Origin of the sequence: Colwellia sp. 20A7 (assembly GCF_009832865.1) — a bacterium.
Lineage (GTDB): Bacteria > Pseudomonadota > Gammaproteobacteria > Enterobacterales > Alteromonadaceae > Colwellia.
Genome location: NZ_CP047130.1, coordinates 2,805,158 through 2,820,253, shown reverse-complemented (window position 1 = coordinate 2,820,253; position 15,096 = coordinate 2,805,158). Strand labels below are relative to the sequence as shown.

Annotated in this window: 13 protein-coding genes; 9 read left to right on the top strand and 4 right to left on the bottom strand. The window is 36.3% G+C overall.

Annotated elements, in window-relative coordinates:
- The first annotated feature begins 130 nt into the window (after positions 1–130).
- The 9 genes from yceD to mltG all read left to right on the top strand — a co-directional run bounded on the left by yceD (position 131) and on the right by mltG (position 7,464).
- Entirely contained in the window at positions 131–643 is a 513-nt protein-coding gene (gene yceD / locus GQS55_RS12230) for a 23S rRNA accumulation protein YceD (RefSeq protein WP_159820785.1), read from the top strand.
- Positions 644–691: 48 nt separating this feature from the next.
- Complete coding sequence (gene rpmF, locus GQS55_RS12225) at positions 692–862, top strand: 50S ribosomal protein L32 (protein ID WP_159820784.1); 171 nt, start codon at positions 692–694, stop codon at positions 860–862.
- An 84-nt stretch (positions 863–946) separates the two neighbouring features.
- Positions 947–1,957, top strand: a complete 1,011-nt coding sequence (gene plsX, locus GQS55_RS12220; protein WP_159822812.1) for a phosphate acyltransferase PlsX — start codon at positions 947–949, stop codon at positions 1,955–1,957.
- 52 nt (positions 1,958–2,009) lie between these two features.
- Complete coding sequence (gene fabD / locus GQS55_RS12215) at positions 2,010–2,978, top strand: ACP S-malonyltransferase (protein WP_159820783.1); 969 nt, start codon at positions 2,010–2,012, stop codon at positions 2,976–2,978.
- Positions 2,979–3,012: 34 nt separating this feature from the next.
- Positions 3,013–3,747 (top strand): 3-oxoacyl-ACP reductase FabG, encoded by a 735-nt coding sequence (gene fabG, locus GQS55_RS12210; RefSeq protein ID WP_159820782.1) that lies wholly within the window; start codon positions 3,013–3,015, stop codon positions 3,745–3,747.
- 163 nt (positions 3,748–3,910) lie between these two features.
- Positions 3,911–4,144, top strand: a complete 234-nt coding sequence (gene acpP, locus GQS55_RS12205) for an acyl carrier protein (RefSeq protein ID WP_159820781.1) — start codon at positions 3,911–3,913, stop codon at positions 4,142–4,144.
- Between the two features lie 120 nt (positions 4,145–4,264).
- On the top strand, positions 4,265–5,500 hold the full coding sequence (gene fabF / locus GQS55_RS12200) for a beta-ketoacyl-ACP synthase II (protein WP_159820780.1): 1,236 nt from the start codon (positions 4,265–4,267) through the stop codon (positions 5,498–5,500).
- Between the two features lie 127 nt (positions 5,501–5,627).
- Complete coding sequence (gene pabC / locus GQS55_RS12195; RefSeq protein WP_159820779.1) at positions 5,628–6,449, top strand: aminodeoxychorismate lyase; 822 nt, start codon at positions 5,628–5,630, stop codon at positions 6,447–6,449.
- Positions 6,450–6,459: 10 nt separating this feature from the next.
- On the top strand, positions 6,460–7,464 hold the full coding sequence (gene mltG, locus GQS55_RS12190; RefSeq protein WP_159820778.1) for an endolytic transglycosylase MltG: 1,005 nt from the start codon (positions 6,460–6,462) through the stop codon (positions 7,462–7,464).
- Between the two features lie 196 nt (positions 7,465–7,660).
- On the opposite strand, the gene GQS55_RS12185 is transcribed toward mltG, so the two are convergent.
- The 4 genes from GQS55_RS12185 to GQS55_RS12170 all read right to left on the bottom strand — a co-directional run bounded on the left by GQS55_RS12185 (position 7,661) and on the right by GQS55_RS12170 (position 15,096).
- On the bottom strand, positions 7,661–11,389 hold the full coding sequence (locus tag GQS55_RS12185) for a translocation/assembly module TamB domain-containing protein (protein WP_159820777.1): 3,729 nt from the start codon (positions 11,387–11,389) through the stop codon (positions 7,661–7,663).
- A complete protein-coding gene (locus tag GQS55_RS12180) occupies positions 11,386–13,227 on the bottom strand; it encodes an autotransporter assembly complex protein TamA (RefSeq protein WP_159820776.1) in 1,842 nt (613 codons plus the stop codon). The genes GQS55_RS12185 and GQS55_RS12180 overlap by 4 nt, the downstream gene beginning before the upstream one ends.
- Positions 13,228–13,433: 206 nt before the next feature.
- Positions 13,434–14,303, bottom strand: coding sequence for a mechanosensitive ion channel family protein (locus tag GQS55_RS12175; protein ID WP_159820775.1), 870 nt, complete (start codon positions 14,301–14,303; stop codon positions 13,434–13,436).
- Positions 14,304–14,310: 7 nt separating this feature from the next.
- Positions 14,311–15,096 carry a hypothetical protein gene (locus tag GQS55_RS12170; RefSeq protein ID WP_159820774.1) on the bottom strand — a complete coding sequence of 262 codons (786 nt, stop codon included), beginning with the start codon at positions 15,094–15,096 and terminating at the stop codon, positions 14,311–14,313.

Genomic DNA, 15,096 nt, shown 5'->3' with positions numbered 1-15,096 from the left:
TCATTTTTGGTGAAGAATTATACAATAATTATCATATTTCAGTTATTATTAGGTCAATCTATCGTTTTTAAACAAAATAAGCTAATTTTCTTTTGACAGTTGCCTCTAGGGGCTTTAATATGCGCGACTTATGCAGAATCTTAAGCTTCCGATTACAATTAGTCCATCCCGAAGTGCACAGCGCAGGCTCGTGTGTGAAGGTATATTTAGCGTGTCGGATATGACTCGGCTTCTTGCTGTCAGCGAAATGCGCAGCGAGTATGCTCAAGTTAGTGTTAAGTTCGATGTAGATGAACGTGGTTTGACAGTAATGTCTGGCACTGCATCGGCATTAGTTGCATTAACTTGTCAGCGGTGTAATGAACTTTTTGAAACTGAATTAAAAGTAGATTTTATTTTTAGTCCAGCAAAAAATGAAGAAGCAGCTGAAAACATTCCATCATATTATGATGTAATAGAACTTAATGAAGATGGTGAAGTAAACTTACGAGAGCTAGTGGAAGAAGAGTTTTTACTTTCTATTCCATTAATTCCAAGGCATGACATTGAAGATTGTTCAGCTGATGCTGACAGTGTTTGGGGTGAATTGCCGGAAGAGCTCGATAAGCCGAACCCATTTGACGTATTAAAACAATTTAAATAGTTAAACGCATTTAGCAATTTAACTACTAACCCTATTTAGGAGTAACTCATGGCAGTTCAAAAAAGCAAGAAGTCTCGTTCAAGACGTGGCATGCGCCGTTCACATGATGCTTTAACAGCAGAGAATTTATCGGTAGATCCAGTATCAGGTGAAACGCATCGTCGTCACCATGTAACAGCTGATGGCTTTTACAAAGGCGTTAAAGTAATCGCTATCTAAGCGACTTTACTTTAACACCCTATTTATAGCTAAATTAATTTACGCTTGAATAGTCAAGAAATTCTAACCTTAGCGTTAGATGTTATGGGGGGCGATAAAGGCCCCTCTATAACAATTCCTTCAGCAATAATGGCAATCAATCATCTGCCTAACTTGCACCTAATTCTTTGTGGTGATGAACATATCATTACATCAGAACTTGCACGATTAAATATTTCCCAAGAAGCATTAACTGAACATCAACAGTTATCTATTTTTCCGACCACAGAAGTCGTTGAAATGGACGAAAAACCCGCTTTTGCCCTAAGAACTAAAAAAGACTCTTCTATGCGTAAAGCATTAGATCTTGTACATGATGGTAAAGCCCAAGCATGTGTTAGTGCTGGAAATACAGGAGCTTTATTTTCTATGGCACACTTTGTGTTAAAAACATTACCTGGTGTTGAACGTCCTGCTTTAATCTCTTCCTTACCTACACATGACGATGACAAACACGTATTTATGCTCGACTTAGGTGCGAATGTTTTTTGTGACTCTCATGTATTATACCAGTTTGGTATTATGGGCTCTGTTATGGCTGAGCAAGTTGATGGTATTGATAAACCCCGTATAGCCTTGCTTAATATGGGTGAAGAATCAATAAAAGGCAGTGATCATATAAAGCAAGCCGCACTTGAATTATCTGACAATAAAGATATCAATTATATTGGTTTTATTGAGGGAGGGGATATCTTCTCGAATAAAGCAGATGTTATCGTTTGTGATGGCTTTGTTGGTAATGTCGCACTAAAGACCTGTGAAGGTGTTGCCCGTTTAGTGTATGAGCGATCAAAAACACTTTTCGAACAAAATATTTTAGTAAAAATGTTAGCTTTTATTGTAAAACCTAGTTTAAAAAAATTACTTAAGTCAATGAACCCCGACCAGTATAACGGTGCAAGTTTGATAGGATTGCGCGGTATCGTTGTAAAAAGCCATGGTAATGCAAATTCAGGCGCTTTTTTCTCCGCTATAATGGAAGCTGTTAAAGAAGTTGAGCGTCAAGTACCTGAGAAAATAAAATGCTCATTAGAGCAAGGTCTGTCTCCTCAATAATATTTTATTATATTGTCTATATTGTTTATAAACATAAGAGTAACAAATAAAAATGCAAAATATATCCTTACAAGGTAAATTAGCCTTCGTATTCCCAGGGCAAGGCTCTCAAGCCGTTGCTATGCTAAGTGACTTTAGTGACAATGATATTGTTCAAAATACTTTTAAAGAAGCATCTGACGCACTAGGTTACGACTTGTGGCAATTAGTTGCGCAAGGGCCTGTTGAACAACTTAACCAAACAAACTTTACACAACCCGCTTTGTTAACTGCGAGTGTTGCGTTATGGCGTGTTTGGCAAGCAGAGTCTGATATTCTCCCTGCAATTTTAGCTGGTCACAGCTTAGGTGAATACTCAGCTTTAGTATGTGCAGATGTTATTTCGTTAACTGACGGTGTTAAATTAGTCGAAAAACGTGGCGAATATATGCAAACTTGCGTACCGGCGGGAATAGGTGCAATGGCTGCTGTTATTGGATTAGATGATCAAGCGATTATCGATGCTTGTGCACAAGCACAAGACTCACATGAAGTTAAAGAAGTTGTAGCCGCAGTTAATTTTAATTCACCTGGGCAAGTTGTAATAGCAGGTCATAAAGACGCTGTTGAACGTGCAGGTGAACTTTGTAAAGCCGCAGGTGCTAAACGTGTTTTACCTTTACCGGTAAGTGTTCCATCTCATTGCGCATTAATGGCCGATGCTGCTGTTAAATTAGCGGCTGATCTTGAAGGTATTACCTTTAAAGCACCATCAATTAATGTTGTTAACAATGTAGATGTAGCTATTGAAACGAGCGGTGAAGCTATTAAAACAGCTTTAGTTAAACAGTTATATAGCCCTGTACGTTGGAGCGAAACTGTCACTAAAATTGGTGAAATGGGTATTACTCAAATGGTTGAAGTAGGTCCTGGTAAAGTATTACAAGGATTGGTTAAACGTATAAATAAATCGATTAACTGTGTTTCTTTTAATACGGAAGACTCATTAGTTAAAGCAAAAGAATTGACGCAAGCTAACTAGATTTAATAAAAATAAGAAACAAATAGGAAATATTATGTTTTCATTAACAGGAAAAATAGCCCTGGTTACAGGCGCTAGTCGTGGCATTGGCAAAGCAATAGCGACACAATTACAAGCATTAGGTGCTACGGTTGTAGGAACTGCGACTTCAGCACATGGCGCAGAACGAATTTCAGAATACTTAGGCGAGGGCAATGGCCTGGTATTAAATGTGACGAGCGATGACTCTATTGCTGCACTATTTTCAGCAATTAAAGACGCACATGGTAGCATTGATATTTTAGTGAATAATGCCGGTATTACGCGCGATAATTTGTTTATGCGTATGAAAGATGATGAATGGCAAGATATTATTGACACTAACTTAACCTCTGTTTTTAAGGTAAGTAAAGCGGCAATTCGTCCTATGATGAAAAAACGCAATGGCCGAATCATTAATATTGGCTCTGTAGTTGGCTCAATGGGGAATGCAGGGCAAGTTAACTACGCGACTGCTAAAGCGGGCTTATTAGGCTTTACTAAGTCGTTAGCACGTGAGATTGCTTCTCGCGGCATAACGGTTAATACGATTGCACCAGGTTTTATTGATACAGATATGACACAAACGTTAACTGATGAACAAAAAGAAGGTATATTCTCACAAGTTCCAGCGAATCGTTTAGGTAAACCTGAAGAAATTGCGAGCACTGTTGCCTTTTTAGCGTCAGATGCAGCGGCATATATCACTGGCGAAACGATCCATGTTAACGGTGGTATGTATATGGTGTAACCCTTAAATATAAAGGGCTACATTGTTTCGTATTACTATTTTAGTGTAGTGAACAGGTTTGACCACTTAAAAAAATAAAGCTATAGGCTTGCATGGCAGGCCTTTGGCGAATACACTACACGCAATTTGATAAATTACACTTTCAGTAAGTAAAGGAAAAAAAATGAGTACTATCGAAGAACGCGTTAAAAAAATCACTATTGAACAACTAGGTGTTAGTGAAGCAGAAGTAAAAACTGATTCATCTTTCGTTGATGATTTAGGTGCTGATTCATTAGATACAGTAGAATTAGTTATGGCGTTGGAAGAAGAATTTGATACTGAAATTCCTGACGAAGAAGCTGAAAAAATTACTACTGTTCAAGCGGCAATCGATTACGTTAACGCTAATCAGTAATTGCTAACTAGTCGTTACTAGTTAATTGTAAAAATGTAATTGAAAAAAAGGCGGTATACTTATCATTTAAGTGACCGCTTTTTTTGTATCTCCTATTTCATAATTAAGAGGTAGAACACAATGAGACGTGTCGTTGTTACCGGTCTTGGTATGCTTAGCCCATTAGGCAATACTGCTGAAAAAACTTGGGAAAACTTATTACTTGGTAAAAGTGGTATTCGTAATATTGAACATTTTGATACAACTGAATTCACTACTAAATTTGCGGGTTTGGTGAATGACTTTGATGCAGAAAGTTATATGGAAAAGAAAGAATCCAAAAAAATGGATCTTTTTATTCAATATGGTGTGGCTGCAGGTGTTCAAGCAATCCAAGATTCAGGTATTGAAATTAATGAACAAAATGCACCTCGTATAGGTGTTGCGGTAGGTTCAGGTATTGGTGGTTTGGGCTTAATTGAACAAAACCATGAAAAAATGCTAAAAGCAGGCACGCCTAAAAAATTATCACCATTTTTTGTACCTTCGACAATCATTAATATGATTTCAGGGCATCTATCAATTATGTTTGGTCTACAAGGGCCTAACATCTCAATTACTACTGCTTGTACTAGTGGTGTTCATAATATTGGACATGCTGCTAGAATGATTGCTTATGGCGATGCTGATGCAATGGTTGCCGGTGGTGCTGAAAAAGCGTCTACGCCTCTAGGTATGGGCGGTTTTGGTGCTGCTCGTGCTTTATCTAGACGAAATGATGACCCACAAGCAGCTTCACGCCCTTGGGATAAAGATCGTGATGGTTTTGTTTTAGGTGACGGTGCAGGTGTTGTTGTTGTTGAAGAGTACGAACATGCTAAAGCGCGTGGCGCAAAAATTTATGCTGAGTTAGTTGGTTTTGGTATGAGTGGTGATGCTTATCACATGACATCACCTCCTGCAGATGGTGCTGGTGCAGCACGTGCAATGGAAAATGCATTAAATGACGCAAAAATAAATGCTAATCAAATCGGCTATATTAATGCGCATGGTACATCAACAGCAGCAGGTGATATTGCCGAAACTAATGCGGTAAAATCAATTTTTGGTGCTGATGCATACAATGTATTGATGGGATCTACAAAATCGATGACAGGGCATTTATTAGGTGCAGCTGGTGCGGTTGAAAGTATCTTTAGTATCCAAGCATTAGCTAGCTCTTGTGTTCCTCCAACCATTAATTTAGATAACCCAGATGAAGGTTGTGATTTAGATTATATTCGCGGCTCAGCCCGAGATATTAATTTAGATTATGTTTTGTGTAATTCATTTGGTTTTGGTGGTACAAACGGGTCATTAATATTTAAAAAAATATAATAATTGAAGTGACTTGTAACTAAAGCTTGAAATCTATTTATTAAGCCTGAATACTTAGCATATATGCGTAAGTCTCAGGCTTTTTTAATTTAGTTTAAATCTGTTTTATCTATAAAGTGAACCTACAATGAAATTATGTTTAGTTAATGGAATACAACAACATCATATTGATATTGAAAGTCGTGGTCTTGCTTATGGAGATGGCCTGTTTACTACGGCAAAAGTCATAAATGGTAAGGTGGCGTACTTAACACAGCATGTGGAACGTTTAACTTCTGGCTGTGAAAAACTGGGTATTACACCACCTTCACCAAACGAATTAACACTCCAATTAGCTGCTATAGCAAAAAACTATCCATTAGCCGTACTCAAAGTCATCATTGCAGCGAGTAGTGGTGGGCGAGGTTATGCACGTTCATCAAGTAATCACCATGATCTGATTATTATGATCCATGATTATCCTACACATTATGACGATCTTATTCATACCGGTATTAACTTAGGTCTCAGTAAACAACAAATAGGGATTAATCCTATGCTAGGTGGTTTAAAGCATTTAAACCGTCTTGAACAAGTGCTCTTAAGGCAAGAACTGTCTTTGAGTGATGTAGATGACTTATTGGTAACGAATATAAATGATAACGTGATAGAAGCAACGAGTGCCAATGTATTTTTCTGCTTGAATGACACATTATATACGCCAGATGTTAGTCAAAGTGGTGTCAATGGTATTATGCGCCAAACTATATTGCGCCATTACCCTGAAACTATTATCAAAGCTATTTCTCTAGAGGAAATAGCCCAAGCGCAGGCAATGCTTGTTTGTAATTGCGTTATGGGCGTTATGCCTGTGAATAATTATAACGGACAGGTATTATCATTAGCCTTACCATTAGAAATAGCACTAACTATCCGTAATGGTATTAACCATGAAGCGATAAACTATTAATAGGTTTGTAATGAAAAAAATACTTTATGTTTGTATTGGTAGCACTATTATATTTATTCTTGGCTTTTTTCTTTTATTAGAAAAAGAAATGAATAAGCCTTTACCCATTGCACAGCATCAATTAATTACTATTGAACAAGGTAGTTCTGTTGCTTCATTTTCAAGGGCATTAGAGAGTAAAGGTTGGATAGATAACCGCTTTTGGCTTAGAGTCTACGCACGTTTACAACCTCAAAAAACTATTATTAAAGTTGGCACTTATCAAGTTTTTCCCAACTCAAGTTTGCAAAATATTCTGACATTAATCACTAGCTCAAACGAACATCAATTCAAATTTACCATTGTGGAAGGCATAACGTTTAAAGAACTACTCACTCAATTAAATAATCAACCTGAACTAATGCATACTGTTGAGTCATTAACAGTTGAGCAAGTATCGCAACGTTTAAATATAGAACAAGCTAATCCCGAAGGATGGTTTCTTCCTGAAACTTATGCTTTTACTAAAGGTACTGAAGATCTTCAAATTTTAAAACGTGCTCATGCGTCGATGCAAAATACCCTAATTAAGCTTTGGCAAGAGCGAGCTATTGGTCTACCTTATGAGTCACCTTATCAAGCCTTAATTATGGCATCAATTATTGAAAAAGAGACAAGCCATATACCAGAGCAGCCTTTGATCGCCTCTGTATTTATGAATCGATTAGCGAAAAAAATGCGATTACAAACCGATCCTACGGTTATTTATGGCTTAGGCGATCGTTATAAAGGAGACATAACTAGGGCTCATTTAAGAGAGAAAACAGCTTATAACACTTATCGAATAAATGGTTTACCACCAAGTCCTATAGCAATGCCTGGGTTATCAGCTATTAAAGCAGCACTTAATCCCCAAGAAAGTGATTATTACTACTTTGTTAGCGAAGGGAATGGAAAGCATGTTTTTAGCCGAACGCTAGCTGAGCATAACAGTGCCGTTAGAGATTATTTGAAACAGCTAAGAGAAAAACAGTAAGTGCAAAACAGTAAGCGCAATTTTGAGCCTGTAACAGCTTTTCTTTACTACATTGCTTATGACATAGTTTATTCGAAGGGAAATTACCTGTCCGTTCATCAAAAATGCACTTAACAGACGTCAATTGGCAATAATATGCTTATTAATGTTCTATTTTTGTAGGGTACTTTACTACCGTCACGTTAACGACATCCGTTTACTTTATATCAAATGAATAGTAAATATTCGCCGAGTTTTCTAAACCAGAAACCGCTTCAACCCATAGACGACTATAGATATAAAACCTAACCGTTAGCTCTTTAATTGGTTCAGTTACACCTACGCCGTATTTAACATAAACTTGGTCACCTAAATATCCGGCAATAGACGCTTGTTCATCGTCTCCGTCAATTTCAAGTTTATTGAGCAAGGGTAACTTCTCTATTTGAGTTAGTACTCCCGAAAAGTTTGTTATTGCCGTTCCTAAGGCCACACCTATTGCAGCATTACTATTATTCGTTTTAGCATCTAAGCCTCGGCCTCTAACTAAATATGACAAGGCTTCTGATTGCTGCATAGTAGGTTTTGAAAACAATGTAATATGTAAACTATTCGCTAAACCTTTAGCGTCAATGCCAACAATGATGTCTTCTTTTTCAATACTACGTGTCGCTTGCATTGATACATAGGGAGTGTTGGCTGGGCCATTAAAAGATATATTCCCTTTTGTTATCGATAAGTCTTGTCCATAAGCTCGATAACGACCTTCTGGAATTTTTAAACTACCAAATAACTGTAAAGGTTGTTGCGGTTGCTGACTTACTTGTAATTCACCACCGAGGCGTCCAACAAACCCTTGCCCTTCAATTTGGAAAGCGTCAGCGATAACAACACGAACGTTTGTTAAAATATTAAAAGGTTTCTCAAGGGTGACTTGCTCACCATCATCATTAACAATGATGACATCTTTGCTTAAGCTAACGCTGCCTTGAGGCAACTTGTTGATGGCTAACTTTCCTTTAAGCACTTCTATGCGACCCGATAACTTAAGCTCTGAGGCATTTATTTGTGCATTAAGGTGAGGGGAAATGGTTAATGCTAGATCTGGGGGAACAGAAAAACTTATGGCTTCGCCATCAAGATTAAAGTTACCTTGTAATTCATTTTGCCAATCAACATCACCGGTAAGGTTTGCAGTTATTTTATTAACATCAACACCACCTGAAACAATGGCTTGTTGTCCTTTGAAGTCAAAAGCCATATTAATGTTTTCTAGCGTATTCATATTGCTTGCAATTTTTATTTTTCCATCTGTTAATTTCATTTCGCCATTTATAATAGGTTTATCTAACATCCCATTGACTGTGATATTAGTATTTAACATGCCTTCTAATGAAGAGAGTTCGGGTACAAAAACTTGTATTGGCGAAAGGTTAAAATTATTAATGGTAATATGGCTATCTTTAATACTGTTATCAGTTAACGAAATGGACGTACTTGCATTTAATAATTCAGTATTATCAACAGCGGTCGACAAGGTCATGTTTCCTTTTATACTGTTGTCGTTCATTTGTAAATTTAATTGGCCTTGTTCCCATTCGAGCAACTTATGTAATTCATTTTCTTTATTTATTTGTAGTAGCCCGGCATTAATCAGTAATTGTGCATCAATAGATGGCGTAGCATCTGGTTGCCAGCCAATAGAAATATTGCCATTTATGGTATTATCAAAGCGAAATTCTTCAGGTATAAAAGGTTTTAGCAGTGCCGTATCTAACTGAAGTGCTACCGTCAAATCTCCCTTAGTCAAATTTAAAACAGTATTATCGTTTAAACATAATTGCGACAAACTTCCTAACCAACAATGCTGATTAATGGCTAGTGTATTTAGTTTATTGTTGTAAAGCAGATGAATAGGCTGACTTGATTTGAACACTTGTTCACCTAAAGAAAAAATAGTATTAGCTGCTTGTATCGTTAATTGCTCATCTGTAGGGGAATATTGACTGTCGAGTGATAAATTAAGTGATGAATCGCCAAGCCAGGCTAAATTAATTTGTTGTTGTGCTAAGTCACCATTACTTGAAAAGCTCACCTCTTTAATTGTGTGTTGATTTAGGTTCATTAGCATACTGGTAAACGCCACTTTATGTTCATGATTATTCAAAGGGCGATAGGCGGCATTAAAATGAATGGCATCACTTGAAAAGTTTGCCATAACGAGTTTTTCAATCTCACCTTGTAAAGTTATTTCAGGATCTTGAATAGGTCCAGAAATATCAATTGTTGAACGTAAGCTACTTTCAATATCTTTTAACCATAAGTTGGCACTGTCAACATTTACTCGTCCATTAACGTGCCAATTTTCATCGCTATAGCCGTTAAGGTTAAGTGCTATATCACCATAATCAATAAACACCTTACTTGGTGCTAATTTACCTTGATGATTAAGATCAATGTTAGCTTCAGCCAAAAGCTTTATATTATTAATTTGTCCTGTAAGCTTTGAATTCACTAAGCTTAGTGCCCATTCATCACCATGCCAAAAACCTTTACTGGCAATATTCCCTTGTACACGTCCGGATAAACGTTTGTCGATATTGGGCAAAGTAAAGCCTGAGGTATCAAGGTTGATATCCCAAAATAATTTGTCTCCTAATTGTAATTCGCCTACTAAATTTAGTTCATTATCTGCGTTGAAATCTTTTAGATAAAAAGTATTTATCTTAAGAAGATCTTTCTGCAAGCTTGCACTTAATTCAACGGCGAAATTTTGATAACCAAACCCACTGAATTCACTGTTAAATTCGATTGTCTGTTGATTAAGATCACCTTGGCTTTGCAGTACAAACATTGCAGGGGTAATGACTTGGGTAATATCACTAGGTAACGTATATTGCGTTACTTGGGTGGTTAATTCATAAGGTAAGTTGGCATCGGTTAGATCTATTTTTGCATCAGCGGTTAATGCTAATGTTCCTTCGCTACTTACTGTTATAGCTAAATGAGATAGGTTTCCTTGGAGTAACGTTTGTTGTCTAGAATCATTTAACTCAGGTACTATTTCGTTGTCCTTAATTGTGTCTAACACTGTTATATCAACATTATAAGGTGGAACAAAATCAAGCTTACCTTTTAAAGAAAAAGATCCTATTTTTTGAATGTTTGATGACAGTGTGTCAATAGTGAGTTTTGTTTTAAACCAAGATAAGCGTGCAACTGCATCTTCTATATGTACTAACGTTTCCTCATCACCAGTAGTTATTAACTCATTAACAATAAGCTCTTTAACGGTAAATGACTTTACATTAAATTTGAAAGGTAAATATACCTTTGGTAACGAAGCCAAAGGCCAAGCTGTTTTAGCTTTTTTAGTGGTATTAGCTGGAACAGTATCTGATTTAACTAAGGTAATATGTGCAGCAGCCAGGCTGAATTTTTCTATTGTTAGCGCCGCGTCATTGATTTCTAAAATACTCGAGAAATCAGTTAACTTTACCTGTAGGTTTGGATTTTTTATTTGAGCACTTGCTAAATAGAACTGTTTCACTTTAACGGAAAAAGGTAAGGTGAAAATAGGCGGAATAATAATTTCTGCCATAAGTTGATCTGACGACGTGGCGCTATTTTCATTTAAACTCACTTGAAGAGACGCAAGACTCAGTTCATCAATGCATACTTGGTTTTTCCAAAGACAGCGTAAATTTAATGTTAAACGTATGTCTGTTGCATTAACCTCCATTTGCTCATTGTTAATGGTTAAGTGGCTTAACTGTAAATCTTTTAAAAATGCACCGCTGCGATATTTAACTTGTATAGGAGAAATATCGCCAACAAAATAAAGGGTTAGTTGAGTTCCCCAAGGCGTTGAAAGTAATATGGCGAATAAACAGAGTATCCCCGTAAATATCGTAGTCAGGTAGAAGCTAACACGTTTATAAATCATAGTTCTGCGCCGATGCTAAAGTGAATGCGCCATGACGACTCATCTTCACTTAATGGATAACCTAGGGCAAATCGGATGGGGCCAATAGGAGAAATATAATGAATGCCTGTTCCAATAGAATAAACAAAGTCTAATTTGTCTTTATTATTCACACTACCGCCATCAGTAAACAGTGCACCTCGCCATTCGGGGGTAAAGTAGTATTGATACTCTACACTAGCAACAACCATATTCGTTCCGCCAACAACGATCTCTTCTTCAGTGTTATCTTCTCCTTGGGTAAGCATTATTTTAGGGCCAACTGATTGATAACCGAAACCTCTAATACTTTGATCTCCACCAGCATAAAAACGCAGTGACGGTGAAAGCTCTGCTTCTATATCATCTTTAACAATGGCATAGCCAACTTCAGCTCGGGTCACAATACGATGTTTTGGTGTTATCGATGAAATATATTTCCAACGTGCATTAAAACGCAAAAATGAAGTTTTAGAGTCCAACTTATCATAGCTTCCTTCTATATTATAATATTGGCGGAAACCATTACTTGGATCTAAAACTGAGCCTTGCCATTCTTTATCAGACCAAGTAAAACCAGGAATATAATATTTAGCATCATCATCTATACCATCGGTACTCCATTCTTCAGAAAGGTGTCTAAGGTAAGGCTGGCGCAACATACTATCTTTTAGGTAAACACGGCCCACTTGGAAAGAAAGGAATTTACTTGTTAAGTCTGCGAAATCATTTTCTTCTAGTAAGGCTTTTAATTGTAAAACATCATTATTAGGGTGTGATAAAGGAATACCGTAAATAAAATACCCGGTAGGATTTATTTTTGAATAAGACAACTTCGTTTCTTGTCGATGTCCATAACGGTTAACCAAGGGGGTTTTCCATACAAAAGAAAAGTTTTCTTTTGTATCTGTTGAATATCCCAGACCTAAATCGAATTGATGTCGTGTTGCTGGCTCTAATGAAATATCAATAGGTAAAGTATGATCAATAATTTTTTCGGTATTAGGCCAAACAATTACATTACTGAAATATTGGGTTTCATCGAGTTCATTTTGTAAGTTTTGCAATAAATCTTGTTGGTAATAATCTCCTTTATTAAAAGACATTAATGGCGATAAAACATCAGGGTTTAAATCGAAAGAGTTAAACTTTAGTTCACCAAATTGATAACGAACGCCACTATCTAAATTAAGAATAATATCCGCTGTTTGCAAGTCTTGATGTATTGCGATAGTCGACTTAGTAAATTTAATATCGAAATATCCACGCTCTAATCCAAGCGACGTTAAGTCTTCTTTAAATTTTTCGTATTTTCCATGATGTAGCACATCCCCGGTTAGTATAGGAATATTGCTAATTATTTCTGAAAAAGCAGTATCTTTATTTGCATCACCAACAATATTAAGCTGTAATTTTTTTATTAGTGTTTGTTCATTTAAAACGATATTAAAAGTAAGTGTCCAAACGTCTTTGTCGGTATCTTTCTTAATTACGTTAGTTACTACGGAACGGTAATATCCTAAAGCATTGAGCGCATTGGTAACCTTTTTTTTAGCGGTAAAAATAAATGCAGCTCGCTCATTACTCTCTTTTGGTAACTTGCCTAAATACGCATGAATATTTTGCGCAACTTCTCGAGGTAATTTATCTGGGAGTTCAACCAAAAGGGGATTTGACATGGCAAAAGGAGAAATTAAAAATAACGCAATAAACAAAGACGTAGTTTTTTTCACTAGGTTAATCTTGCTAACTTTTCGCAATGTTTTTTGTAGTACTTTTGGCGTTACGCTTTGCACTGCGCTCTGAACTATGTCTTGCATTATAACGATTCAATAAACATTTTAAATAATAAATAAGTACATAGCATAACAGCAAATGCAAGATAGCCGTGCTAACTTTCATTACAAAAAAATATTTATATTCTTACCGATATTAAAATTCCATCAGGTGTTTTTTGAAAATAGCCAGCGTATAAATGAACGGCTAAAATAATTATTTAGCCGTTGTTCAAGTTATTAAGTAACGATTATTCCTTGTATACGGTACTTTCAGCGTCTTTGGAAGTATTAGTTAAAACAACATCGAAGGGTTTGCTTTGCATACCAGAGTATAGGCTGATGTGAGGGAAGGGTATTTCAATACCTTGTTCATCAAACGTTTTTTTAATATTTTGATACATTTCATTCTTAAGTGTTAGGTAGTTTTCTCTTTTTGACCAGACTGAAAATTGAATATCGACAGATGAATCTCCAAAACCGGTCAAAATAAATAAAGGGGCAGGCTCTTCTAAACAAATTACATTTTTTTCAGCAATTTTTAACAAAACATCCCTAACTATTTCAATGTCTTCTTTATACGCAATACCTAATTTTAAGTCGGCTCGTCTTATAGGAAACTTGGTCATGGTGGTTACTGCGCTTTTAATCATACTTTCATTAGGTATTCGAACAAATAAGTTATCAAATGTTCTTAATTTCACTGACAGCAAATCAATAGAAATAACTTCCCCTGTATAACCATCTACCTTAATTACATCACTAATAGAAAAAGGTCTTTCTATCATTAAAAACAAGCCACTTATTAAGTTTGAAGCAGATGTTTGTGAGGCAAAGCCAACAGCGACAGTGAAAATTCCTGCTGCGCCAAGTAATATGGTTAGGTCAATACCAATATGTTTTAAAGCAGACAATAGGAACAAAATTAATACAGTATAAAAGATTGTTCTTCTTAATAAAAAAAGGCCATGTGTTGTCATTTTTTTTACGGCAAGTTTTTCAGCTGTGCTACTTAAGGCTTTAGCAATAAAATAACCCACAACAATTAAAATTAATGCCTGTATTAATGCATACCAATGAGATGATTCAAACATATTAAAAAATTCGCTAATGGCTTCCATAAACTGTTTATCCAAATAAGTTACTAATTCTGCGGATTAATCTTCCATGCTCTGAAGATATTCGTGGACTACTGATAAATGTGAGAGGTTCGAATTCAGCAGAAACATTTTTATCAATAACTAATTCAATATCTGCTGAATCGTCTGCTATTTCAATGGTGATTCGAGATGTCCACAGTTGGTTTTTATCATCACTGTATAAATTCAAATGATTTACTGGCACATTAATTCTATTAATTGTTAATTCTTTATTGTGACTATTAATAACCATAATAGGCGTTGTCGCTTTATGTGGGTGAAGTTCTAGTTCATCAATTCTTGTTTTTGCTGAGGTATATTTCGCATAGCATAGCTGTCCATCAATAGTAGAGCCGCCAAACCATGAATCTGATGGTCGCCAAAAGGGTAAATCTACCAGACATTTTCCATTTGGAAATGTTTCAGCGTAAAACCAAATAGGCGTACTAATAAATAATTGAATTTTTTCTCCTGCAAGAATAGTTAAAGGGGATGAAGGGCGAGCAATAACGGTGCGGTCTGCTAATAAAGGAGACACCTTTATTTTTTCTGAGGTGTTTTTTTCTAAAAATCGACCGGTGATTGTCATATCGTCTACATTAATACACGCACCGTCAGACACGACAATATCGTTATCTTCTTCTTCGCTTTCAATATTCCAGGTATTCCATTCAGCGGCTTCGCGCCTAAGGACAATTGCTCGCTCACCTACGCTCCAACATTTTTTCTCTTGTAGTTCAAAGGTAAATTCTCCCCACCAACTATTGTTTTTCAT